Genomic DNA, 23,408 nt, shown 5'->3' with positions numbered 1-23,408 from the left:
CGCCGCCGGGATCCGCCCGGCGGCGGTCGTAGCATGGTCCGCATGACCGAACAGGACGTACTCGCGCGGATTCAGGACCTGGTGACCCAGGAGCACGCACTCCGGACCAAGGCCGAGTCCGGACAGCTCGATCCGGAGCAGGAACGGGCCCGCCTCGCGGAACTGGAGGTCGCGCTGGATCAGTGCTGGGACCTGCTGCGGCAGCGCCGCGCCCGGCTCGACCAGGGCACCGATCCGGACGAGGCACAGGCCAACTCCGCCAAGCAGGTCGAAGGATACCTGCAGTAACAGTTACCATCGGAGGATGGTGGCTACCGAAGTCCGGACCGTCGACGGTGTGGTCCGCGGGGTCGCGGGCCGCCGCGTGCTGCGCTGGCGGTCCATCCCCTACGCGGCCGCGCCGATCGGTGAATTGCGTTTGCGCGCACCACAACCGGTGCAGCCCTGGTCCGGCGTGCGGGACGCGGCCGAATTCGGCAGCGTCGCACCGCAACACTGGGTCGGCGCGCGCATCGGCGCGCGGCAGGTACTGCCCATCGGCGAGGACTGCCTGACGCTGAACATCAGCGCGCCGCCGAACCCCTCCTCGACCCCGCGACCGGTCATGGTGTTCATCCACGGTGGCGGCTACACCTTCGGAACCGGTTCGCTGCGACTGTATTCCGGCGCCCGCCTGGCGCTGCGCCGCGATGTGGTCGTGGTCTCGATCAACTATCGGCTCGGCGCCTTCGGCTATCTCGACTTCAGCGAATTCTCCACCCCCGCAAGACCTTTCGACTCCAACTTGGGCCTGCGCGATCAGGTCGCGGCACTGGAGTGGGTGCAGCGCAACATCGCCGGCTTCGGCGGTGATCCGGACAATGTCACCGTCTTCGGTGAATCGGCCGGTGCGCACGCCGTGGTGACCCTGCTGACCACCCCGTCCGCCGCGGGCCTGTTCCATCGGGCCATCGCGCAGAGCGCCCCCGCGGACTGGGTGCTGAATCCCGTGGAGTCCCGCACCTTCGCCCGCCGGGTCCTCGACAAGCTCGGTGTCGCACCGGAAGACGCCGCAGCGGCGCTCGAGTCCGTGGGCACCGATCAGTTGCGGCACGCGATGGAACGCGCCCTCGGCGGGGTGCTGCGGCGTCAGCCGGGCAGCTTCCCGATCGCGCCGGTCGTCGACGGCGAGTTCCTGCCCCGGCCGCCGCTGGTGGCGATCGACGAGGGCGACGCGCATGCGGTGCCGCTGATCATCGGCACCAATCGCGACGAGGCGACGCTGTTCAAGCGATTCGATCCGTCGCTGCCCACCACCCCCGAACAACTGCGGCAGGCCCTCGCCCGGTGCGGCGAGGACGAGGAGAACCGGATCGTCGCGGCCTACCCCGGTTACCCGAAATCCAAGGTCGCGGTCCGGATGGGCGGCGATTTCACCTTCTGGCGGCCCTCGGTCGCGGTGGCGCAGGGCCACAGCCGGTACGCGCCGACCTACATGTACCGGATGGACTACGCCCCACCGGCGGCCCGGCTGGCCGGGTTGAACGCCACCCACGCCCTCGAGCTGATCCCGGTGTTCGGCGCCGTGGACAGCGCGGTGGGCCGCAGCTTCTGCGCGACCGGCGGCTACCGCCGGTGGCTCTCGGTGCAACGGGAGTTCCAGGAGAACTGGCTGTCGTTCGCCCGCACCGGCACACCGCTGCCGAGCTGGCCGCAATACACCGAACAGCGTCGCGCGACCCGGATCATCGACGCCCCCGCCCGGGTCGAGGTGGATCCGGAGACCGCCAAACGGCTCGCCTGGGAGGGCATCCGCGTGCCCGCGATGAGCTGACCTACTTCAGCAACCGGGACATGCGCCGATCGGCCAGGATCTTGCCCCCGGTCTGACAGGTCGGGCAGTACTGGAACGACTTGTCGGTGTAGGCGACCTCGCGAATGGTGTCGCCGCACACCGGGCAGGCGAGTCCGGGCCGCGCATGCACCTGCAACCCCGACCGTTTCTCGCCCTTCAACCGCGCCGCGTCCTGCCCGACCGACCGATTCACCGCATCGATCAGCACCGTCCGCATCGCCTCGTAGAGTTGCGCGGTCTTCTCCGCACCGAGCGTGCCGGAGGTCGCGAACGGCGACAGTTTCGCCGCGTGCAGGATCTCGTCCGAATAGGCGTTACCGATCCCCGCGATCACCGTCTGATCGGCGAGCACGGTCTTCAACCGCTGCGAGGTGGCGCCCAGCCGGGTGGCGAACTCGTCCTCGGAGATCTCCAGCGCATCGGGCCCGAGCCGGGCGATCTGCGGTATCTGTGCCGGATCCGGCACCACCCACACCGCCAGCCGCTTCTTCGTCCCCGCCTCGGTGAGATCGAACGCCGGTGTGGACCCCTCCGGCGTGAAGAAATGCACCCGCAGCGCCAACGGCCCCTTCCCCGGCTTGGGCGGATTGGGGCTCGGCTCGTCGATCCACCGCAACCACCCGCCCCGCGACAGATGCGTGATCAGCCACAACCCCCCGCAGTCCAACCCCAGATACTTCCCCCAGTGCCCCGCCCCCGTGACGTCCCGCCCCGACAACGCCGTGATCGGCGGATCGAACGTCTTGAGCACACTCAGCGCCGCCACATCGACGCGCCCCACGACCGCCCCCACCGCATGTCCGGCGAGGAAGCGCTCGAGCGCGACGATCTCGGGTAACTCGGGCATGCCGCCCAGACTACCGACCGGCACCGACATTCCGGCCCGGACGATCGACCGGAAGAACCGGCCCGACACCCACCGCCGGGCCCGGCAAGTGCCTACAGCCGAGCCCGGCAAGTGCCTACAGCCGAGCCCGGCGAGTACCCACCGCCGGGCCCGGCGAGCGGAATTCGCCGGGCCGCGGACGTGCGGAAACGATTCAGGAGGCCGCGGGAACGACCGCCGGCTCGGCATCGACCGTGGCCGGGGCCGCCGCGCCCTCGATCGCACCGGCCACGGCGCCGAGGGCGGCGCCCGCCGCGGCGGCGGTGCCGAGAATCATGCCCGCGGCCAGGCTCGCGCCGAGCACCGGCACGAACACCAGGCCGGCCGGGGCGAACGGGATCCCGGCGAGCAGTCCGGAGGCGGTGCCGATCAGGGCCCCGACCACGGCGATCGGACTGGAGGCCGCCGCGCCGATCACCGCGCCGGTGGCGGCGGAACCGAGCGTATCGGCCGCGATGCGATCCGAGCGCGAGGCCGGGAGGCCGGCGGCGTTCAGGGTCTGCGCCAGATTCGCCTCGGTCTGCGCCGCACCGATGTTGACGGCGTCCGCCTGTTGCGGATCCAGCCAGTCCGGGCGGGCGACCTGCGCCGAGCCGATCCGCACGGACCCCTCCGGCGCCTGGATCGGCAGCACCGCCGGAACGCCGGCCGGGTCGGGTGCGTGCACGACGGCCGGATCGAGCGGGGCGAGTACGCCGGCGTCGGGGATCGGGCGGGTGCCGAGACCGTCGCTGTCGGCGGTCGCGATCCCGGTGGCGCCGAATGCGGCGGCGACCGGAATCGCGCTGATGACCAGTGCCGACACGGCACGGCCGAACCAATGGGCCATGGTGGCCTCCCTCATCGAGAAGTATTGCCTGCGGGAGTGATTCGGCACGGCCGAGCCCACGGATCCGCGCGGTAATCCGCCACGACGGGGAGACGGCCGCTATTGCGCCGCAGGCGTTTTCGTTCTCCGAAGTAAGTAGATATCCATGATCCAGCCCTTGGCCTCGCGAAGTTCCTTGCGGCGCTGGACAATTCGATCCCGCACCGCAGGCAGCGGGCCCTCGATCAATTCCTCGTCGGGCAGGCCGAGGTAGGCGGCCCACCAGATGTGCAGATCCGCGTCGGCGACGGTGGTGAAGGAACATTCGCCGTCGAGCATCACCAGGGTCGACTCGCCCGCGGTGACCCCCTCCTCGCGCAACCGGCGGCCGGTGGTGATGTGCAGCGGTTCGCCGATGTCGTGCAGCACGATGCGATGCCGGGCGGCCAGCGCCGCGGCGCTGGTGATGCCGGGGATCACCTCGTAGTCGAAGGTCACCGCGCCGCGCGCCAGCACCCGTTCGACCAGGCGCAGGATGCTGTCGTACAGCGCCGGATCGCCCCACACCAGGATCGCGCCGACCCCCTCGGTGGCCGCGAAGTGCGCCGCGAGCAGATCGGCGCGCCGATCGTGCCAGTCGCCGACCGCGTCCCGATAGGCCGCGTCGGCGCCGGTCGCGGCGATCTCACGATCGCGCGGCGGATCCTCGATCGTGACCATCCGATAGTCGTGATCGACGTGCGCGGTGAGGATCGCGGTCCGGACGTCCAGCAACTCCTGTTTGCGCTCGCCCTTGCCGATGACGAAGAACACGTCGACGCGCCGCATCGCCTCGATGGCCTGCACCGTCACCTGCCGCGGGTCGCCCGCTCCGATTCCGATCACATAAAGCTTCCGCACACTGCGTAAGCTTGCCAGCCATGGGAGATGCCGGAATTCCCCCCACCGCCGACACCCAGTACGAGGACCTGTTGCGCCTCGTGCTCGACAGCGGTACCCGGAAGTCCGATCGCACCGGAACCGGTACCCGCAGCGTGTTCGGTCATCAACTGCGCTACGACCTGTCGGCGGGCTTCCCACTGATCACCACGAAAAAGGTGCATCTGAAGTCGATCGTCTACGAGTTGCTGTGGTTCCTGCGCGGCGATTCCAACGTCGCGTGGCTGCACGAGCACGGGGTGACCATCTGGGACGAATGGGCCGATCGCAACGGCGAACTCGGCCCGGTGTACGGGGTGCAGTGGCGGTCCTGGCCCACTCCCGACGGCACCCACATCGATCAGATCTCGCAGGTGTTGCAGATGTTGCGCACCGATCCGGATTCCCGGCGCATGCTGGTCTCGGCCTGGAATGTCGCCGATCTGGACCGGATGGCGCTCGCGCCCTGCCACGCGCTGTTCCAGTTCTACGTCGCCGACGGGAAACTGTCCTGCCAGCTGTATCAGCGCAGTGCCGACCTGTTCCTGGGCGTGCCCTTCAACATCGCGAGTTATGCGCTGCTCACCCACATGGTGGCGCAGCAGACCGAACTCGAGCCCGGCGATTTCGTCTGGACCGGCGGCGACTGCCACATCTACGACAATCACGTCGGCCAGGTACGGGAACAGTTGTCCCGGGAGCCGTATCCGTTCCCACATCTGCACCTGCGCCCGGCGCCGACCCTGTTCGACTACGCCTACGAGGACGTCGAGGTCGACGGGTACCGGCACCATCCGGCCATCAAGGCTCCGGTGGCGGTCTGAATGCGGGTCGGGCTGATCTGGGCGCAGACCACCGGCGGTGTGATCGGCGCCGACAATGCCATTCCGTGGCGGCTACCCGAGGATTCCGCGCATTTCCGGAACATCACCTGGGGGCATCCGGTCGTGATGGGCCGGCGCACCTGGGATTCGCTGCCCGCGCGATTCCGCCCGCTGCCGGGCCGACGCAATATCGTGATCACCCGGCAACCGGCCTGGTCCGCGGACGGTGCCGAACGCGCCGATTCGCTCGAATCCGCCCTGACCCTGGCCGGTACCGAGACGGTGTGGGTCGCCGGCGGCGGTCAGATCTACCGCGCGGCACTGGAACAGGCGACCGAACTCCAGGTGACCGAGGTGGACGTCGATATCGCCGGGGATGCCTACGCCCCCGCGATCGGGCCGGACTGGACCGCCGAGGACGGCCCGTGGGCCACCTCCCGGACCGGCCTGCGCTACCGATTCCGTCACTACACCCGCTGACACGAACGGCGCACACGCGACGATCGGCACGAAACTGCCGCCGGAAAACGATCGAACGGGTGCGACCGGTCCGGCATACTCACGATTGTTCAGCGCCATTCACGACTTTCGCGGCGCCGCCGGGGCGTGCCGCTGCACACGGAGGCTGCCTCATGGACAAGAAATCGCTGACCGCGGTGGCTCGCCAGCAGTTGAAGCTGGCCGCCGTCGCCAGCAGCGGCCGCAGTTCGCAGACCCTCTACGGTGGGCACACGCACAGCCTGCGGCAGACCGTCATCGCGCTCACCGCGGGCCAGAGCCTCGCCGAGCACGACAATCCGGGCGAGGCCACGCTCCAGGTGATCAGCGGCACGCTGACCCTGATCAGCGGGGCGAACGAATGGAAGGGCTCACCCGGTGACCTGCTGGTGGTACCGGCGGCCCGGCACAGTGTGAAGGCCCTGGACGACGTGGCCTTCCTGCTCACCGTCGCGAAATAGCGCACCTCACGATTTCGCTTCTGCCGGTGGCGAACACACGACCGTGCCGGACGGCTCGCCGGGGTGCATCGTAGGCTGTTGATCATGTATGCCTCGCAGCCGATTCTCCATCCGCTGACCCGCGCTGCGATCTTCCTGGTCCTCACGATCGACGAGGGCGGCGAGCCGGTCGTCCGTGATCTGCTCGCCGACCTGCCCGGCCTGCGCCGCTCGATCGGCTTCCGGCTGCCCGGCACCGACCTGTCCTGCGCGGTGAGCATCGGCTCGGCGGCCTGGGACCGGTTGTTCGCCGGGCCGCGACCCGCGCAGTTGCACGAATTCCCCGGCTACGACGGCCCGCGGCACCGGGCCCCCGCCACACCGGGCGATCTGCTGTTCCACATCAAGGCCGAATCGCAGGACGCCTGCTTCGAACTCGCCATGACCGTCGGCGACCGGTTGCGCGGGGCGGCGACGATCGTGGACGAGACCGTCGGCTTCCGCTACTTCGAACAGCGAGATCTGCTCGGATTTGTGGACGGCACCGAGAATCCGGAGGGTGACGATGCCGCCGCCGCGGCGCTGATCGGCGCCGAGGATCCGGACTTCGCCGGCGGCAGTTATGTGATCGTGCAGAAATATCTGCACGACCTCGACGCCTGGAACGCGCTGTCCATCGAGGAGCAGGAACGGGTCATCGGCCGGACCAAACTCGGCGATTTCGAACTCTCCGACGCGGACAAGCCGGCGAATTCGCACGTCGCGGTCAATACGGTGTACGACCCGGACGGCAACCAGCGGCAGATCGTCCGCGCGAACATGCCCTTCGGCAGCGTCCGCGAGGGCATGTTCGGCACGTACTACGTCGCCTACGCGGCCACCCCCGACGTCACCGAACAGATGCTGACGCGCATGTTCCTCGGCAGCGACGACGCGGCCTACGACCGCATCCTGGATTTCTCGACCGCCGTCACCGGCACCCTGTTCTGCACGCCCCCGGCCGGATTCCTCGATTCGCTTCCGGCCGCACCCGTGGCCGCCACCGCCCCGGTGACGGCCGAACCGGCCGGACCGGCCGACGACGGCAGTCTCGGCATCGGCACCCTGCGAAGGAGCTCGATATGAACAACCTGCACCGCGAACTGGCCCCGATCAGCGGCGCCGCGTGGTCCGCGATCGAGGAAGAGGCGAGCCGGACGTTCAAGCGGCACATCGCCGGACGTCGCGTCGTCGACCTGTCCGGTCCGCACGGTTACGACTATTCCGCGGTGGGCCTCGGCCGCACCGCGGCCATCGACGAGCCGGCCGACGGCGTACTCGCCCGGCAGCGCCGGGTGGGCCCGCTGGTCGAACTGCGGGTCCCGTTCACGCTGTCGCGCGAGGAGATCGACGACGTGGAACGCGGCGCCCAGGACACCGATCTGGAACCGGTGAAGCAGGCCGCGAAGAAGATCGCCTTCGCCGAGGACCGCGCGGTCTTCGAGGGTTATGCGGCGGCCGGCATCACCGGCATCCGCGCGGCCGCCTCCAATGCCCCCGTCACGATCCCCGCCGACACCCGCCAGATCCCGGATGCCATCGCCCAGTCGGTGACCGCGCTGCGCCTGGCCGGCGTCGGCGGCCCGTATTCGGTGCTGCTGTCCGCGGATCTGTACACCGCCGTCAGCGAGGCCTCCGACCACGGCTACCCGATCCGCACCCACATCGAGCGGCTCATCCCGGACGGCGAGATCATCTGGGCGCCGGCCATCGACGGCGCCTTCGTCCTCACCACCCGCGGTGGCGACTTCGATCTCCGCCTGGGACAGGACCTTTCGATCGGCTACCTCACCCACGACGCCGAAACCGTGCAGCTGTATTTCCAGGAGACGCTGACCTTCCTGGTGTACACCAGCGAGGCCGCGGTGCCGCTGCAGGCGTAGTTTTTCCGTACCACCTTCCCGCCGTGCGGTTTTCACCGCACGGCGGTGTCGTGTCCGGGGCCCGTCGACGGGACCCGCGGCATCCCGATGCGCGCGTCCGGCGACCCCCGAATTCGCACCCTGATCGCACTGCCCGATACTGCTCCGGTGGCGGAGAATTGTGGGATACCGAGAGATCCCGTCACGCGAACTTCGTTGCCCGCGAACGGATAACCGAACAAAAGAAAACTGGGCGGTCGGCTCTTTTGCCGAGCCTCTCACCCCTTCGTGCAATTCGAGCGAAAGGTAGTCGGCCGTGATAACTTCGCGTCGCATCGCCGCTGCGAGAACAAGTCGAGATGCACCGATGTGGCATGCCAACGATGAGCGATGAGGGGGGCGGCCTTCGATGAGGATTCAGCCACGCCGGCAGATCTTGAACATCTGGAGTTCGTTGCTGGCCGCGTGCTATCGCGATGACCAATGGCAGTGGGGTGGCCGCGACGGTTCCAACTCCATCAGCGACGCCGAGCAGCTGCTGTGCTTGCTGTACCCCGCCACCGAGATTCCCAGCTTCGCCCTGGACGATCCGGACACCATTCCCGACGATATCGCCGAAGTGTTGCGGCCGCTGGGGCGCATGCGACAGGTGGGTATCAAGCTGATCGATATCCTCGACGACTATCTGGGCCGTTACACGACACCCGACGGCCGGCCGATCTTCGCGGCGGGCAGCTATCTGCGGTCGACGGCACCCGAGGGCCCCACCGATGAGCAACGCGAACTCGATGTGGTCGACTCCTATTCGATGTCGCTGACCCTCTGTCTGGCAGCACTGAAATACCTTCGGGCACTGCGCGTCTGGGTCGGCGCCCGGCCCACACAGACCGAGCGGAACAAACTCGACAATCGGATCTCGGACCTGGAGGCCCGGATCAAGGTCCGCCTCACCGCGGCAATGATCGGTCTGGTGCGCGGTTTCGTCGTGCAGTCGGTGGATCCCGATTCCCGGTCCGGGCAGGCGATGCTCACCATGTTCAACCAGACCGGCGCGGAGCCCGAGGCGGTACTCGCCGGTGTGGCACAACGGCTCGAGCGCGTCCGGGTCCGGCTGCGCCGAGACGTCACGCTGAACGCCACTCCCGACGCGGACCTCGAGGACGAAGGTCTGTTGTTCGAATGTGGTTGGAGCTGGGGCATCGTCACCGATGCGGCGGGCCTGGAGGAGGAGTTCGGCAGCGCGCCGATCGCGACCGACGAAGGGTATGCGACCCCACGTCCCTACCTGTACTTCACCGTGACCGCCCTCGACGGCATCAACGACCTCACCTCCGCCCGAACCCGCGAGCTCGATCTGCTGGATCCACAACAACGCCGACTGGCGGAGGCGTTGCAGCTACGCGGCGATCTGGCACAGCGGTACTGGTCGGCGATGGCCCGCTACGGTACCGGCCGATGGCCACTGGAAGACATCCCGTGGCGCACCTCCGACGGCGAGGAATCGGACTACTTCAGTCTCTGTGTTTCGGCCGTACTGATCCAGGACCTCATCAACCGCGAGGCCAACGACGACGACCTCACCAGGGCCACACTGATTTTCGACGAGCTGGCGCGCCGGGGCCGGATCATCCGCCGCCTGACCGAAGAGGACTACGCGCGCGAGTTGCACATACCCGGCGTGCGACTGTCGTTGCTCGGTTCCGGCACAGCCGATCTCGACGACGGCAAGGTCCTGAACTGGCGGGTGTCGGACTACGCCCCGGTACTGCTCAAGCGCACCCTGCAGGCGGCCCAGCTCTCCAGCACCCTGACCACCCGGGATCGGCTGCTGGAACTGGCCCAGTCGACCATGGATCATCTCGAGCTCCGGGCCTTCACCAAAGGACCGGCCAACGGCCTGTGGGACGACGCGGATCGGATCTTCAAGGTCACGAAGCCGGGCGGGAGCGAGCCGCAGCCCACGAACGGTAATCAGCAGCCGTCCTGGTATCTGACCGAACGAGTCATCGAATGCCTGGTCGCCGCCGACAATTCGTTCCGCCAGCCACCGCTGCGGTCGTCCACCTCGGCGCTGCGCTCGCTGGAACTGCTGAACGAGGCGGAACATCTGCTCAATCAGAAATTCCTGAGTCTGAGCGAGGAGGACAACACCCCGAATCGCACCGCTCTGGAAAACGTGGAGAAACAGCTACAGCGCGCACGGAAACTGATCGATGATCGCCCCGGCACCGCGCACAGCCTGTGCGCGGAGGCATTGCGCTCGTTGGACGAACTCGATTTCGCCGGCCTCGACGCGATGAGGAGTGAATAACCGGATGCTGGTTTTCTCGACATCGGACAAGGGTGGCACCGGCCGATCGGTGACCAGCAGCAACATCGCCTACCGGTTGAGTCTCCGAGGCCAGAACATCGCCTACCTCGACTTCGATTTCGGCTCGCCTACCTCGGGAGCGCTGTTCGATATCAATCGTGTGGACCGCGGCACTCCGGACAAGGACGGTCTGCACAACTACCTGACCAGCGTCAACAGCACGGTCACCGCACACAACGTCCGCACCGAGACCAATCGCGAGGAGTTGCGGGCACCCCGTCATCCGTACCGGTTGGTGCTGTTCCCCGGCGACCGCGGCGGCGGGGAATTCACCTCGGTCGACGACAAACTCGTGAAACGTTGCGTGGAACTGCTGGTGACGTGTGAGCAGGAATACGATGTGACCTTCATCGACCTGTCGGCCGGCCGGTCCGCGGCATTGGAGATCGTGCTCAGCGCGATGTCCATGCCCCAACTCGGGGAGGTGGTGGCGCGGTGGCTGGTCTTCCATCGGTGGACCCGGCAACACATTCTCGCCGCGAACGGCCTGGTACACGGCCCGAACGGGCTGCTGGAGACAGGTGGCCGGTGTGGGCACGACACCGGCCGGCTGTTGGAGGCCGTGCGCTACATCCGGACCGCGGTGCCCTCGATGAAGGAGTCCCCGGGTCCCGGTCGCGGACCGCAGTGGGCCTGGCTGCGCCGCCAGAACGAGGCGTTGGAAACGCTGGCGAAGACCAATCGGCTGGGATTCAGCGTCATGTTGGGTAAGACCCCTATGGAGCCGGTGTTGCAATGGCGCGAACAGGTGATCCTCGACGCCGACGTCGCGGCGAAGATCGCCAACCAGGAAACGGTCACCGCCTTCACCGAATTGGCGACCGGCCTCACCGATGACGCGACGTGGGAGAGGGTCTACTGACATGAACGAGAGTGCGGTCTACAGCGAGACGACCGACCAGGTGCGCGTCGCCGGGGTCGAACTCTCCCATCTGTCGATCGAGACCGGGCACTTCTACATGAAGGATCTGATCAACGGCCAGGATGCCATTCGCGCTCAGTTCCGCCGGGTGGCCCGGTTGGTCGATCTGTACGTCGAAGACGCGAAGGCGACTTTCGGCTCCGCCATCCGCGTGAGCACCTGTTTCCTGATCGACGACTATTTCGGACCGGGTACCAACCCCAACGCCATACTCCACAAAATCTTGGGCATCGCTCACGAATGCGGTCTACGCATCGACTACCTGGCCCGGGAAGCCGGATGCTGGGAATCTCCGACCTACACCGACGGTATCCCCACCGGTCAGCAGATCGGGCTGGCGGAGATGATCTCGCGCTGGGTCGTCGCGGAGCCGCTGGAGAACACGACCGGCCGGCGGCCGCCGGACGTGGAATCCGGCTGGTTGTGCAACGGCCAGCGGTCCTCCGATTTCGAGGCCACCCAGGCCATGCAGGCGGCGCAGTACCGCCCGCCGGAGGAACTGGGCCGGCGCGAGCATTCGATATTTCTCGATGTCGAGATGTGGAACACCCAGGTGGGTAAGGACGGTGAGGAACTCACCCGCTGGTCGTGCCCGTATCTCGCCGCGGTCTGGCAACTGCTGCGGCTGGGTATGGTCCGCTACGAGGGACGCGCCGTGGTCCAGCCGCAGCCGTGGGATCTGGTCGGCCGGCCGCCGGAGCCGCCGCGCGGGTCGCCCGAGCATGCGGAGCAGCCGCAGCGCCGGCCGCAGCCGTGGGATCAGGACATCATCTGGCCGGACACGTGGTGGGAGATGCCGGCGGTGATCCAGCTCAATCCGGAGGCCAAGCCGTTCGCCGCCTATCGGGCCCTGTCGATCCTGCCGCAGGATTATCTGAAGATCGAGCATGCGGTGCGCACCATCGTCGATCATGTCGACATCGACCAGGAGGTGCTGCAACTGACCGTCGAACGCGGTGCGGGCGAGCAGATCATCGTCCCCGACGAGGTCGGCAAGCGTCTCACCCATGTATTCCTCGACGAGGTCGGCGGAGGCGCCATCGCTCCGGTTCGCGGGGTGTGACATGTCCTCAGCCGTCGTCGGCGCGGCCGAGCACACCGTGAGTGTGCTCGGGGAGATCCACACCTGTCTGCTGCCCTCCCGCAACGTCCTGGATACGTCCGCGGTCGTGGAACTGCTCGGTGCAGTGAAACCCGGCAGCACGGTGACCTCGCGGGAACGCCCCGTGCCACTGGTCGTTTCACCGAACCGGGTGGAGGGGGTGGACTGCCTGTTGATCCCGGCGCTGGGCAAACAGGTACACATCATCGGCACCGTGGCCGCACATGTGGTCGTGGTGGGTGGCCGAATCCTGCAGAGTTCCACGATGTCTCGGGTGATACCGACGAAAAACCGTGCGCGCCAGCCCTGGTCGCACTACCTGAGCATGCCCGGCACCGTGGAGGCGGTCAGCAAACTGGGCGCCGACGCCGGCGCCCGGCTCGCCGACGGATTTCTGCGGCCGGGGGGCGGCGACCGGCTCGACCTGACGTCGATCAGCCAGCGGATGTCCACCTCCGTGCGAGTGGACCCCCGGCTGGATCAGGGCGTGCCCTTCCGGGCCGGTACCACACGACTGCGCTGGGCGGTCGAGATCGGCGCCCCGGGCGAGCGTCCCGGCTTCGTCTTCCGGCTCGACACCGATTCCCAACGCTCGGTACGGCTGATCGTGCCCGCGCCGGAGGTTGCGGCGGCACAACGCTTCTGCGAGGATCTCGCGGTCCACGACTGGCTGCTGACCACGATCGGACAGGTGGCCGACCGCTTCGGCCCGGTCGACCAGGAAGTGGGCCGGCTGCTCGATCAACTCGCCCCGGTTCTGGAACAGCTTGCGCCACTGTGGATGCCGGGCGCCCATACCCCCGCGGCGCTGCGGGGACCGTGGGCACAGCTGGAAGCGGATCCGGGTTTCACCCGGCAGTGGACGGCGCGGGTCGGCCAATTGCGCGACCGGATGACCACCGCGACACTGCACGCCCTGCGCAATTCGAAGATCAGCAGCAGCGACTGGTGATCACGTACGGAACCAGCGTCGCACCATCAGAGCGAAGAACACCGACGTGGTGAGGGTGCCGGCATAGGCCTCGACGACGAAGACGAACCGTTCGGCTCCCTCCAGTCCGGCGGTGTCGCCGGGGCCCAGCGGGTTCAGGAAGTTGGTACAGCAGTCGTACACGATCGACAGCGTCGATTCGGTGGACAGCGCACGAACCACCGCCGTGCAGGCAACGACCTGAACGAACACCCAGATCAGAATTCGGTACGGCCGATAACCGTAGCCGCACAACAGGTCCGGGAGGAAGCCGCCGAACCGGCGCAGCCACACCGGCTGCGCCCGGCGCCGCGACCGGGCCAGGTTCAGGCTGCACCGATCCTCACCGTCGGAGTCCTCGTCCTGGCGGTACAGGCTGCCGCCGCGACGGAAGGCCAGTGCGGCGTGACCGGGCAACAGGACGGCCATGGCTGTACCCAGCCGCTCGTAGACCTCCGCGAGCTGGCGATTCTGGGTGCGACTCAACCGAAGTGGGCCCCGGTATTCGACCTCCGCGGCCAGTAGCGCCGCGAGCAGTTCCGGCGACACCGCGATTCGCTGCGCGGAACGGGGGATGCTCGAATAGATGTGGCCGAACACCAGACTGTCGCTGTTGCGGCGGATGCTGGGCGGATCGTACTGCACGACAAGGGATTCCACGTTCCGATTGAGAGAGTCGAGCAACTCCTGCTCACCGGCCCGGCGCCGCGCAGCCGCCGGTTCGGCCAGGAACCGGTCCACGACGGCGGCGTAGGACGAAGCGCGCCGCGCCACCCGGGTGGACATCGAACGGACGAACGGCGACCCCTGTTGCTGTTCATCCACCATGAGCATCCCCGCGTCCGGCTCCGACGGTCCGAAGCCCTCTTCACGATAGCAACGAGCAGGACCGGCAAAACAAAGTTTTTCGTGGGTGGCAAGCCCCGCAGTTCGTTGGCGGCGAACGGAATCCACGACGCGGTAGGGTGGCGGTACGCCGTGTTGCCGCGGCGGTTCGGGCGGGGGAGGCAAGCTTATGGTGGGCAGGCGGATCGCGCTGCTCGTCGCGAACGACACATATTATTCGCCGGGAATTCCACAGTTGTCCGCGCCGGTCTCCGACGCCACGGAACTTCAGGAATTACTGCGCAATCCGGAGGTGGGGGCCTTCGGACCGGTCGAGCTGCTGATCAACGAGTCGAAGGCGGAGATCGAGCGCAGCGCCGAACGGCTGTTCCGGCACGCCGAGCCCGAGGACATGGTGATGTTCTATTTCTCGGGGCACGGAATTCGGCGCGGCCACAATCTCTATCTGGCCGCCAGCAACACCGATTCGGATCTACTGAGCAGTTCGGCGGTGTCCTCGTCGTTCGTCAAGGATCTCATCCGCGAATCACCGGCGGCGACGAAGTTCATCGTGCTCGATTGTTGCTACAGCGGCGCATTTCTCGGCGACGACGTGCTCAAGGGCGTCTCGGCGCTGGATATCGTCGGTAACGAGCTGGCCGCCGGCAAGGGAATCTGCGTACTGATGGCATCGAATTCGGTCCAGGCGGCCGAGGACGGGAAACGCGCCGCACCGCGTTCGACACCGTTGTCGATGTTCACGGGGGCCATGGTGTCCGGGATCCGCATGCTGGCGGCCGCCCGTACCAGCGCGGTCACCACCCACGACCTGTGGCAGTACATCGCCAAGGAGGTCGGCACGCGGGCGGCGAATCAGACACCCGAGCACTATTGTGTGGCGTCCGAGGAGATCCACATCGCCCGGGCCCGGCGATCACCCGCGAATCTCGCCGACAGCCTTGCGCCGGTACCGCTGGGCGGGCTGCTCGGTCACCTGGAACACCTGCCGGGTGGCGGGTTGCGAGCCGAGGATTGGTGGCGCACAAGGCCGTTGGATGTTCCCTTCGGGCGGCAGCAGGAGCCCGGAGGCGTCGCGGGCACGATCGCGACCATCGATTTCGCCGGGCCTCGCAACGGCCTGCTCCTCGTCGGCCGCGCGGGGTCCGGCAAGAGCACCCTGCTGCGCACCCTGGCGGCATCGCTCGCGCTCACCCACTCGCCGGCCGACGCGCGCATCCACGTCCTGGAATCCGACAATCGGCTCGGCTCGATCCGAGGGCTGCCGAGTATCGGCAGCGTGGCGAGCGTCGCGGGATCCGAGGACGGGTCCGAGCAGGCCGCAGCAGCCCTGGTGGAGGATCTGATCGACGAGATCCGCAACCGGCGCCGACTGTACCGGCTCCATCACATCGCGTCCCCCACCGAGCTGCGCCATCGGCGACCGCTCCCGGACGAAGGACCGGTGCCGGACCTGTTCCTGTTCGTGGATCGCTGGGGTGCCTTCGCGCGGCAGTGGCCCGATCTGGTGCCGGCCGTGCAGGAGATCGCCGACACCGGCCCGGAGTATGCGGTGCACCTGGTCGCCACCGCCCGGAACTGGACCGAGGTGCCCGACTGGATGGCCGAGTCACTGGCCAACCGCATCGAACTGCGGCTGTTCCGGCCGGGCGATTCCCGGATCGACATCGACCGGGCCGCACTGCTGCCCGAACAGCCCGGCTGGGCGTTGACCGGGTCCGAGACGGTGCGGATCGCGCTACCGGGTATCCGGCCGATTCCATCGGGTGCGGTGCGTGCGGCCGACCTCCCGGACGGCGCCGAGGATCTGGTCGCCAGATTCGCGTCCGCGAGCAGCTCTCGGCAACCGCTCGAGCTCGAGCTGCACGCCGACTTCGTGCACCTGCACCGGCTGATCGACCCGGATATCCGGCAACGCTGGCGGGACGCACCGCCTTCGGGCCTGCGGATCCCCATCGGCGTGACGTACACCGGCGATCCGGTGGAACTGGACATCGGACCCGCCACCGACGCCGGAGCCGGTCCGCACGGCCTGGTGGTCGGCGCCATCGGATCCGGCAAGTCGGAACTGCTGCGCACGATCGTGCTCGGGCTGGCGCTGACCTATCCCCCGGATCGGGTGAACTTCCTGCTCGTCGACGCCGCCGGCGATTCGACCTTCGAACCGCTGGCCACCCTGCCGCATGTGGCCGGACGGGTGCACGACCTCGACCAGGACCCGTCCCTGCTCGACCGTCTGCAGGATGTCGTCGAGTACGAGATGGAACGCCGCCGGCAGCTGGTACAGAGCGCCGAGGGCTGCACGACCCGCGCCGAGTACGAGCAGGCCCGGTCGGCGGGCGCGCCGCTGGATCCGTTACCCGCCCTGGTCATCGTCATCGACGAGTTCGTCGAACTGCTCGCCGGGGGTTCCCCGTTCGTGGGCGCGCTGATCCAGGTGGGCCGCCGCGGCCGGTCCCTGGGCATCCATCTGCTACTGGGCACCTACCAGCCCGAGGAGGTGCTGCTGCGCACCCTGGACAAATACCTGTCCTACCGGATCGTGCTGCGCACCTTCACCGACGACGAGTCCCGATTCGTCCTCGGCAGCCCCGACGCGAACTATCTGCCCAGCACGCCGGGCCACGGCTATCTGCGGACCACCACCGGCGCGACCACCCGTTTCCGGTCGGCGTCCACCGCCCGCCCCGGCATCACCGACGGTGCGGATCCCCTCGATCTGCTGTTGCCGGAATCGCTGGTCGCCACCGTCGACCGGCTCGGGGCACCCGCCGCGTACCGGATGTGGCAACCGCCGCTGCTGATCTCGCCTACCGTGGGAACCCTTCTGCAGGAGGAGAATTCGCCGCGTTCGGCCAATCGCAGCCATCTGCGGTTGCCGATCGGCTGGGTCGACCGGCCGCGCGAGCACCGTCGCGAGGTACTGACCGTCGATCTGTCCGGCGACAGCGGCCACGTCACGGTCGTGGGCGGGCCGCGCTCGGGCAAGTCGACCGTACTGCGCAGCCTGATCGTGGCCGCGGCCGCGACCCACACCCCCGAACAGGTGCAGTTCTACTGTCTCGACTTCGGCGGCGCCTTGGCCGCGCTGGCCGAATTACCGCATGTGGGTTCGGTCGCCGGCCGCCGGGACATCGAGCGGATCCGCCGTACGCTCGCCGAGCTGACCGCACTGCTCGCGCGCCGGGAACGGTACTTCCGGGATCTGGGCATCACCTCGACGGCGGATTTCCGGAAACGCCGGGCCGCCCGCGGACCGGCGGGTGGCGCGGTCGAAGCGGACGACCACGGGGACGTCTTCCTCGTCGTCGACGGCCTCGACACGCTCCGCCAGGACTTCCCCGCCCTCGAACAATCCGTCACCCACCTTGCCGCCCAGGGCATTTCGTACGGCATTCATCTGCTCACCACGATGTCGCCGTGGAGCCGTGGCGGACCGGGCCTGCAGAACGCGGTCCGCATCGAGCTGTGGCTCGGGGATCCGGCCGATTCCGAACTGGATCGGCAGGCCGCCGGGCTGGTGCCGCCCGACCGTCCGGGCCGCGGCCTGTCGCCGGAGAAACTCCAGATGCTCACGGCCCTACCGCGTTTGGACAGCGATACCGATCCCCATCATCTGGCCGCAGGTCTCGCCGGGGCGGTGGAGGACCTGCGCAAGGATTACCGATCCCGGCAGGCCCCGCCGATACGACTACTGCCGCAACGGATCACGTACGAGCATCTGCTCGACCTGGCGCGCGGCCGAGGTCCCGAGCAGGATGCCACCCATCTGCTGCTCGGCCTCGGCGAGACCGAATTGTCGCCCCTGCTCTGGGATTTCGACGACCGCCCGCATCTGCTGGTGTTCTCGGATCCGGGCGCGGGCAAGACCACGTTGTTGCGCACGGTAGCACTGGGTCTCGCCGAGAACTCCACCCCGGAACAGGCCCGCATCCTGCTCGTCGACTATCGCCGCACGCTGGCCGACGTGGTGGAATCCGCACGGCCGGCGGCGTATTGCCCGACCGCGTCGACCGTGCCCCGGGCCATCGCCGAACTCGTGGACCTGCTCACCGCACGGGTCCCCGGCCCGGAGATCCCGCCCGCACGACTACCGGCCCGCGATTGGTGGAACGGCCCCGAAATCTATGTACTCGTCGACGATTACGAGCGGGTCGTGGCCGACGGCAGCGATCCGCTCGAACCACTGCTGAAATTCCTGCCGATGGCCCACGACATCGGACTGCACCTGATCCTGGCCCGCGCGCACACCGGCCTGGCCCGCGCCCGCTACGAACGCGTACTGGGCCTGCTGTGGGACATCTCGGCCGGCACGATCGTCCTGAGCGCCGCCGGCGACGAGGGCGCCCTGTTCGGCGACCTGCACACCACCGCCCTGCCACCCGGCCGCGGCACCCTGATCGGCCGATTCCGCGAACCGGAACCGATCCAGATCGCCGATCGCGGATGACGTTCGCGGCAGCGGCCGAGGCCGCACGGAACAGGGAAAGCGGCCGGATATCCCGGCTACAGTGATCGGCAGGCCGCGGTGGCGGCCGACGACGCCAGGGGGCAGACAATGACCGAAGCGCTGTTCGTACTGACCGCCGAACAACTCGACGACGAGCGCCTGGATCGGCTGACCCAGGAGCTGGCGACGGACCTGCGGGAGATTCCGGGGGTCGCGGTGACGTCCGCGACCGAGGCCGGGCCGGCGGGCACGAAATCCGGAATCGCCTTGGCCATCGGCTCATTGGCGGTATCGGGCGGCGCACTCGGCGCCGCGTCGCTGACGATCCGCGGCATCGTCGAGCAGTTCCTGAACCGGAACCGCGCGACCTCGGTGACAGTGCGCAACGGCGATCGGGAGATCACCATCGAACGGCCCAGCGACACCCAGGTCGACGACATCGTGGATCAATTGCGGGATCTGCTCACCGATTGACCGGATCGGCGCAACAGCGGGCAACGCCGCGCACTGTTCGCGTCCCGGTTGATCGGGCACGATCACGAATATACGGCCGCACACGGCCGTAACACCTTGGCGGGACGGTGTCCTGTCGACCGAGTAGCGTGATCACCCGGTACGCAGGAGGACGTGATGAGGATGGTGCGTGCGGGGGTGGTGCCCGGGTGGCGGGCACTGCTCTACAGCTGTCTGGGTGTGTTGGTGGCCGTGGGTGTGTGTGCGGTGATCGTGGTCGTGTTCGGGCTGAATCGGGTGTTCACCGGGTTGGGGGCCGGGGCGGCCGGGGGGATCGCGCTGCTGGTGGTGCTGTTCGGGCGGGATGTCATCGTGCTCACCGAGCGGGCCATCTATCGGCGGACGCCGTGGGCGGAGTCCAGTATCGAATGGGATCGGGTGGTGGCGGGGCGGTTCGCGATGGACGAGCGGGCCCGGTGGTCGCTGGCGCTGGATCTCAGTGGCGGGGACGAACGGCACGGCGAACTGGTGTTGCTGACCATACCGCCGGTGGTGCGGCCGATTTCGAATCCGTACGAACAGCGTAAGCGGGAACAGGTTTTGGAAATACGAAGGATGTTGCGCTACAAGCGAATTCCGGTCACCATTCTGCCGGAGATCGCCCGTGCGCTCCAACAACATTGGAAACTCGCTCCACCGTCGACTCGTTGAACGACATCGGAAGGCCATGACAGTCACGATGATTCGGACCGCCGCGCTCGCTCATATCCGGGATCGGCGCCTGTTGCAGGCGCGTTCGGCCGGTAAGGGTGTGTTCTACATGGCCGGCGGGAAACTCGATCCGGGCGAATCGGCGGTGCAGGCGCTGCACCGGGAGGTGCGCGAGGAGTTGGGTGTCGATGTCACGGACGTCGCCGAACTCGGGGTGTTCGAATGCGAGGCGTACGGGCACGCGCCCGGGACCGCGCTGCACATGACCTGTTATGTGGCGGATCTGACCGGGGAGCCGCGGGCCACGGGTGAGATCGCGGAATTGCGCTATTTCACCGTCGGGGAGTACGCCGCGATGCCGGAGGTGGCGCCGGGGTCGATGCTGGTGTTCCGGCGATTGCACGAACTCGATCTGATCGACTGGTAGACCCCGGTCACGATTCGTCGCGGGCACCGCGGGTGGCGGCGTCCTCGGCATGGGCGCCGAGTGCCGAGGCATCGTCGGACTCCTCGTCCGCCTCCGCCTCGGTCTCGGTCTCGGTGGATTCGGTTGCGCCGGAATCGGTCTGCTCGGGTTCCACCGCCGCGTGCCGGCCCCTCGGGGGCTGCACCGCACCGGTCGCGGCGGGCTCCGATGGCTCGGAAACAGGCTCCGCCACAACGGTTTCTGCCGATTCTCCCACGGTGGTCACCTCCGCTTCCCCGACCGTCGCCGCCGCGTTGTCGGCCGTCGCGGTCTCCGCGATCACGATCTCGGTCTCCGTCACCGCCACCACATCGGCCTCCGATGCCGTCTCGGCAACCTCGGTCTCCTCGCCCGAGGATTTCGCCGCACCCCCGGACACCGCCTGGCCGGCCGCCGCGAGCCCCCGGCGCACGGGCCGGAACTCCCAGGTGGGCGCGGGGATTCGGGCGGCGGCGAGCAGGCCGATCAGCAGCACGATCGCGCCGGTGAGCAGGCTGGTGCGGGTGGCGTCGGTGAAGGCGTGCGCCAGGGCGGACACGATGGCGTCGGCGCCGCCGTGCCGTCGCAGGCCGGGGATGGCGATGCCGACGGAGTCTCGGGTGGCCTCGGCGAGCCGGGCGCCGGTCACGCGCGGCATCCGGGTCAGGTCGAGACGGTGGGTCAGATCCTTGGACAACGCGATCGACAGCGCCCCGCCCAGGATCGCGGTGCCCAGCGCGGCGCCGATCTGCAGTGCCGTCGACTGCGCCGCCCCGGCCTGACCACCCTCGCCCGGCGGCACCTTCGACATCACGATCCGGGACAACCGCGCCCCGATCAGCCCGAGTCCGAAGCCGTAGCAGAGCAGCAGCAGGGCCACCCACCAGCCGGACAGCCCGGTGCTCAGCACCAGGCCGAGTACCGCGACGACGATCACGTCGATGGTGAGCCCGAGCCGCACGGTACGCACCGCGCCGCACCAGCGCGCGATCGCATCGGACCATCGGGCGGCCGGCAGTACGCCGAGCGCGACGGCCGACAGCACCGCGCCCGCGCGCAGGGTCGTCATGTCCAGCACGTTCACCAGATACAGCGGCAGCACGAACAGCAGACCGAAATTGGTGATCGCGAGCAGCAGCGTGACCAGCGCACCCCAGCGGAAACCGGGCAGCCGCAACAGGTTCACGTCGATCAGCGCCGGCCGTCGCGCACGTACCCGGTGCCGCTCCCACAGCGCGAACAGCAGGCACAGGAACAGGCCCACCACCAGCAGCACCGGCGTCGGTGACATCGTCGCCCGCGTCGACCAGGTGAGCCCGAGGATCGGGAAGTCGCGCAGCGGCCGCCACCAGCCGAAGGTGGGCCCCTGGATCAGCCCGAACATCACCAGGCCGAAGCCCGCGCCGGCGAGCAGGAAGCCGTCCACGTCGAGGTCGAGGGCCGTATCGCGGCTGAACGTATCGGGCACCCACAGGATCAGCAGCACCAGCGCGATCAGCCCGACCGGCACGTTCAGCAGGAACACCCAGGTCCAGTCGAACGAGGTGGACAGCCAGCCGCCGAGCAGCGGTCCCGCCGCCGCGACCGCGACCAGCAGCGCTCCCCCGCCGGCCCGCCGCCGGCGATAGCGCGCGTTGGCGATCGAATACACCCCGGGCAGGATCGCGGCGGCCGCGACACCCTGCACGATCCGGCCCCAGATCAGCGTGGACGGCGCGTGCGCGACGGCGGCCAGCACGCTGCCGAGCATCAGCAGCACCAGCCCGGCGCCGATGATGGTGCGCCAGCCGTATTGGTGACCGAGCCGTTCACCGGTGATCAGCAGCGCCGCGAACACGATCGCGTAGATACCGTTGACCCATTGCGCCTGCGCGAAATTCAGATGGAGCTTGCCGATGATCACCGGCAGGGCGGCGCCGACCAGAGTGCCGTCGAGTACCACCAGCGCCAACGCGAGCGCGAGCGCGATGAGGGCGAGCGAGCGCCCGCGGACCGTACGGGCCGGTTCGAGCTCCACGTTCGTCATTGATTGCTCCGTCGACTGGAGTTGGCGGGGTTTCGCGTGAGTCTAGCGGCACGTTTGCCCGAATTTTGCGACATATCACTGGCAGGGCGATATGAAGTCACGTCCGGGCCACACGCCACCTGTTCACGCCGTTCCGATTGCCAATTCCCGCCAACCAGACCTATCGGACATCAGATAGCCAGTCTATTGCGGAGGTCAATGCGCCTTCGCGGGCACGACCTCGGATTACTCAGACGCTCAGGCCGATCCGAGCGAATCCAGCAGAACCGCCGCGGCGGCGGCGATCTCGTCCGGATCGCCGCGATGTCCGAGCAGGTGCAACATCGCCCGCGGAATCAGATGTTCCGCGTACTCGGGCGCGCTGCCGTCGTCGGAACGGATGTTGATGACCGTCTCGACCAGCCGGAACGGCAGGACGTACGCGCCACGTACCGCGTCGGTCCCGGCCTGCACCACGGCCGCCAGTCGCTCGTAGTGGCCACGCAGTTCGTCGCGGCGCAGCCGGAACTGCGCGAAACGCGGGGAACGCAGCTCCGGAAGCAGGTACAGCGCACCGAGATTCCAGCGGGAGGTGCACAGCTGGCGTGCGTCGAACAGGGCCAGAGCGTACAGCCGGACCACCGCGGGCTCCGGCCGGTCGCTCACCTGCCTGCCCAATTCCAGTGCCGCGCTGACCGTTTCACCCAGCAGCGCGTCGAGGATATCGTCCTTCGCGGCGAAGTGATGGTAGAGCGACGCCTGCCGGATGCCCACCGCGTCGGCGATGCTGCGGGTGGAGGTGCTGGCGTAGCCGTTGGTGGTGAACAGTTCGGCCGCGGCGTCGAGGATCTCCGCGCGCGGTGTCTGGCCCTGCCGCCGGCGGGGCTCGAGGCGCGGGCGGCCGGGTCCGAGGTGCGTCACGCCTCCCATTCTTACCCGCACGCCACCTCCGGAGCCGGGTGAGAGATTTCTGTCATCTGACAGAAACTGTGGTAACGCAGAAGTTACGGCGAGTCTCGAGACGGAT

21 protein-coding genes are annotated in these 23,408 nt (G+C 68.1%); 15 read left to right on the top strand and 6 right to left on the bottom strand.

Features of this window, described 5'->3' with window-relative positions; genetic code table 11:
- Positions 1–42: 42 nt before the first annotated feature.
- On the top strand, positions 43–288 hold the full coding sequence (locus G361_RS0139880) for a DUF2630 family protein (protein WP_026344085.1): 246 nt from the start codon (positions 43–45) through the stop codon (positions 286–288).
- Positions 289–304: 16 nt separating this feature from the next.
- The gene (locus G361_RS0139875) at positions 305–1,813 is read left to right on the top strand and encodes a carboxylesterase/lipase family protein (RefSeq protein WP_019932753.1); all 1,509 of its coding nucleotides are present in this window, start codon (positions 305–307) and stop codon (positions 1,811–1,813) included.
- Between the two features lies 1 nt (position 1,814).
- Here G361_RS0139875 and G361_RS0139870 read toward each other — a convergent pair whose 3' ends face one another.
- From G361_RS0139870 to cobF, 3 genes are all read right to left on the bottom strand, one after another.
- Positions 1,815–2,681 (bottom strand): DNA-formamidopyrimidine glycosylase family protein, encoded by an 867-nt coding sequence (locus G361_RS0139870; RefSeq protein ID WP_026344084.1) that lies wholly within the window; start codon positions 2,679–2,681, stop codon positions 1,815–1,817.
- 193 nt (positions 2,682–2,874) lie between these two features.
- The gene (locus G361_RS46300) at positions 2,875–3,549 is read right to left on the bottom strand and encodes a hypothetical protein (RefSeq protein WP_019932751.1); all 675 of its coding nucleotides are present in this window, start codon (positions 3,547–3,549) and stop codon (positions 2,875–2,877) included.
- Positions 3,550–3,648: 99 nt separating this feature from the next.
- The gene (cobF, locus tag G361_RS0139860; protein WP_026344083.1) at positions 3,649–4,428 is read right to left on the bottom strand and encodes a precorrin-6A synthase (deacetylating); all 780 of its coding nucleotides are present in this window, start codon (positions 4,426–4,428) and stop codon (positions 3,649–3,651) included.
- A 20-nt stretch (positions 4,429–4,448) separates the two neighbouring features.
- On the opposite strand from cobF, the gene G361_RS0139855 reads away from it, so the two are divergent.
- From G361_RS0139855 to G361_RS0139815, 9 genes are all read left to right on the top strand, one after another.
- A complete protein-coding gene (locus G361_RS0139855) occupies positions 4,449–5,270 on the top strand; it encodes a thymidylate synthase (RefSeq protein ID WP_019932749.1) in 822 nt (273 codons plus the stop codon).
- Positions 5,271–5,750: a dihydrofolate reductase gene (locus G361_RS0139850; protein WP_019932748.1), complete on the top strand. Its 480-nt coding sequence runs from the start codon at positions 5,271–5,273 to the stop codon at positions 5,748–5,750.
- Between the two features lie 152 nt (positions 5,751–5,902).
- Positions 5,903–6,229, top strand: coding sequence for a cupin domain-containing protein (locus G361_RS0139845; RefSeq protein ID WP_019932747.1), 327 nt, complete (start codon positions 5,903–5,905; stop codon positions 6,227–6,229).
- 84 nt (positions 6,230–6,313) lie between these two features.
- The gene (locus tag G361_RS0139840; protein WP_019932746.1) at positions 6,314–7,333 is read left to right on the top strand and encodes a Dyp-type peroxidase; all 1,020 of its coding nucleotides are present in this window, start codon (positions 6,314–6,316) and stop codon (positions 7,331–7,333) included.
- Positions 7,330–8,130, top strand: a complete 801-nt coding sequence (locus tag G361_RS0139835; protein ID WP_019932745.1) for a family 1 encapsulin nanocompartment shell protein — start codon at positions 7,330–7,332, stop codon at positions 8,128–8,130. Before G361_RS0139840 ends, G361_RS0139835 begins: the two co-directional genes overlap by 4 nt.
- A 388-nt stretch (positions 8,131–8,518) precedes the next feature.
- Positions 8,519–10,420: an SCO2524 family protein gene (locus G361_RS0139830; RefSeq protein ID WP_026344081.1), complete on the top strand. Its 1,902-nt coding sequence runs from the start codon at positions 8,519–8,521 to the stop codon at positions 10,418–10,420.
- 4 nt (positions 10,421–10,424) lie between these two features.
- Positions 10,425–11,342 carry an SCO2523 family variant P-loop protein gene (locus G361_RS0139825; protein WP_019932743.1) on the top strand — a complete coding sequence of 306 codons (918 nt, stop codon included), beginning with the start codon at positions 10,425–10,427 and terminating at the stop codon, positions 11,340–11,342.
- A gap of 1 nt (position 11,343) precedes the next feature.
- The gene (locus G361_RS0139820) at positions 11,344–12,465 is read left to right on the top strand and encodes an SCO2522 family protein (protein WP_019932742.1); all 1,122 of its coding nucleotides are present in this window, start codon (positions 11,344–11,346) and stop codon (positions 12,463–12,465) included.
- A 1-nt stretch (position 12,466) separates the two neighbouring features.
- A complete protein-coding gene (locus tag G361_RS0139815; RefSeq protein ID WP_019932741.1) occupies positions 12,467–13,456 on the top strand; it encodes an SCO2521 family protein in 990 nt (329 codons plus the stop codon).
- Here the strand turns inward: G361_RS0139815 and G361_RS0139810 are convergent, their stop codons facing one another.
- On the bottom strand, positions 13,457–14,308 hold the full coding sequence (locus tag G361_RS0139810; protein WP_019932740.1) for a hypothetical protein: 852 nt from the start codon (positions 14,306–14,308) through the stop codon (positions 13,457–13,459). It lies immediately after the preceding gene.
- Between the two features lie 181 nt (positions 14,309–14,489).
- Between G361_RS0139810 and eccCb the strand changes: the two genes are divergently transcribed.
- The 4 genes from eccCb (at position 14,490) to G361_RS0139790 (ending at position 20,358) form a co-directional block, all read left to right on the top strand.
- A complete protein-coding gene (eccCb, locus tag G361_RS47600; RefSeq protein ID WP_052173011.1) occupies positions 14,490–18,767 on the top strand; it encodes a type VII secretion protein EccCb in 4,278 nt (1,425 codons plus the stop codon).
- A gap of 108 nt (positions 18,768–18,875) precedes the next feature.
- Positions 18,876–19,241 carry a hypothetical protein gene (locus G361_RS0139800; protein WP_019932739.1) on the top strand — a complete coding sequence of 122 codons (366 nt, stop codon included), beginning with the start codon at positions 18,876–18,878 and terminating at the stop codon, positions 19,239–19,241.
- 156 nt (positions 19,242–19,397) lie between these two features.
- Positions 19,398–19,931, top strand: coding sequence for a hypothetical protein (locus G361_RS0139795; RefSeq protein ID WP_026344080.1), 534 nt, complete (start codon positions 19,398–19,400; stop codon positions 19,929–19,931).
- 16 nt (positions 19,932–19,947) lie between these two features.
- A complete protein-coding gene (locus tag G361_RS0139790; RefSeq protein ID WP_036496597.1) occupies positions 19,948–20,358 on the top strand; it encodes an NUDIX domain-containing protein in 411 nt (136 codons plus the stop codon).
- 7 nt (positions 20,359–20,365) lie between these two features.
- Here G361_RS0139790 and G361_RS46290 read toward each other — a convergent pair whose 3' ends face one another.
- Both G361_RS46290 and G361_RS0139780 read right to left on the bottom strand, forming a co-directional pair.
- Positions 20,366–22,402, bottom strand: a complete 2,037-nt coding sequence (locus G361_RS46290; RefSeq protein ID WP_019932736.1) for an MFS transporter — start codon at positions 22,400–22,402, stop codon at positions 20,366–20,368.
- 237 nt (positions 22,403–22,639) lie between these two features.
- Positions 22,640–23,302, bottom strand: coding sequence for a TetR/AcrR family transcriptional regulator (locus G361_RS0139780; RefSeq protein WP_019932735.1), 663 nt, complete (start codon positions 23,300–23,302; stop codon positions 22,640–22,642).
- Positions 23,303–23,408 lie beyond the last annotated feature (106 nt).

The sequence above is a fragment of the Nocardia sp. BMG111209 genome (genome assembly GCF_000381925.1).
Taxonomy (GTDB): domain Bacteria; phylum Actinomycetota; class Actinomycetes; order Mycobacteriales; family Mycobacteriaceae; genus Nocardia.
This window is presented reverse-complemented; position numbering and strand designations above follow the sequence as displayed.

Coding starts and splice junctions, on each gene's coding strand:
- G361_RS46290 (WP_019932736.1), bottom strand. CDS start 22,402: ATGACGAACGTGGAGCTCGAACCGGCCCGTACGGTCCGCGGGCGCTCG.
- G361_RS0139810 (WP_019932740.1), bottom strand. CDS start 14,308: ATGCTCATGGTGGATGAACAGCAACAGGGGTCGCCGTTCGTCCGTTCG.
- G361_RS46300 (WP_019932751.1), bottom strand. CDS start 3,549: ATGGCCCATTGGTTCGGCCGTGCCGTGTCGGCACTGGTCATCAGCGCG.
- G361_RS0139850 (WP_019932748.1), top strand. CDS start 5,271: ATGCGGGTCGGGCTGATCTGGGCGCAGACCACCGGCGGTGTGATCGGC.
- G361_RS0139830 (WP_026344081.1), top strand. CDS start 8,519: ATGAGGATTCAGCCACGCCGGCAGATCTTGAACATCTGGAGTTCGTTG.
- G361_RS0139875 (WP_019932753.1), top strand. CDS start 305: ATGGTGGCTACCGAAGTCCGGACCGTCGACGGTGTGGTCCGCGGGGTC.
- G361_RS0139845 (WP_019932747.1), top strand. CDS start 5,903: ATGGACAAGAAATCGCTGACCGCGGTGGCTCGCCAGCAGTTGAAGCTG.
- G361_RS0139800 (WP_019932739.1), top strand. CDS start 18,876: ATGACCGAAGCGCTGTTCGTACTGACCGCCGAACAACTCGACGACGAG.
- eccCb (WP_052173011.1), top strand. CDS start 14,490: ATGGTGGGCAGGCGGATCGCGCTGCTCGTCGCGAACGACACATATTAT.
- G361_RS0139820 (WP_019932742.1), top strand. CDS start 11,344: ATGAACGAGAGTGCGGTCTACAGCGAGACGACCGACCAGGTGCGCGTC.
- G361_RS0139795 (WP_026344080.1), top strand. CDS start 19,398: ATGAGGATGGTGCGTGCGGGGGTGGTGCCCGGGTGGCGGGCACTGCTC.
- G361_RS0139855 (WP_019932749.1), top strand. CDS start 4,449: ATGGGAGATGCCGGAATTCCCCCCACCGCCGACACCCAGTACGAGGAC.
- G361_RS0139880 (WP_026344085.1), top strand. CDS start 43: ATGACCGAACAGGACGTACTCGCGCGGATTCAGGACCTGGTGACCCAG.
- G361_RS0139790 (WP_036496597.1), top strand. CDS start 19,948: ATGACAGTCACGATGATTCGGACCGCCGCGCTCGCTCATATCCGGGAT.
- G361_RS0139840 (WP_019932746.1), top strand. CDS start 6,314: ATGTATGCCTCGCAGCCGATTCTCCATCCGCTGACCCGCGCTGCGATC.
- G361_RS0139870 (WP_026344084.1), bottom strand. CDS start 2,681: ATGCCCGAGTTACCCGAGATCGTCGCGCTCGAGCGCTTCCTCGCCGGA.
- G361_RS0139815 (WP_019932741.1), top strand. CDS start 12,467: ATGTCCTCAGCCGTCGTCGGCGCGGCCGAGCACACCGTGAGTGTGCTC.
- G361_RS0139825 (WP_019932743.1), top strand. CDS start 10,425: ATGCTGGTTTTCTCGACATCGGACAAGGGTGGCACCGGCCGATCGGTG.
- G361_RS0139835 (WP_019932745.1), top strand. CDS start 7,330: ATGAACAACCTGCACCGCGAACTGGCCCCGATCAGCGGCGCCGCGTGG.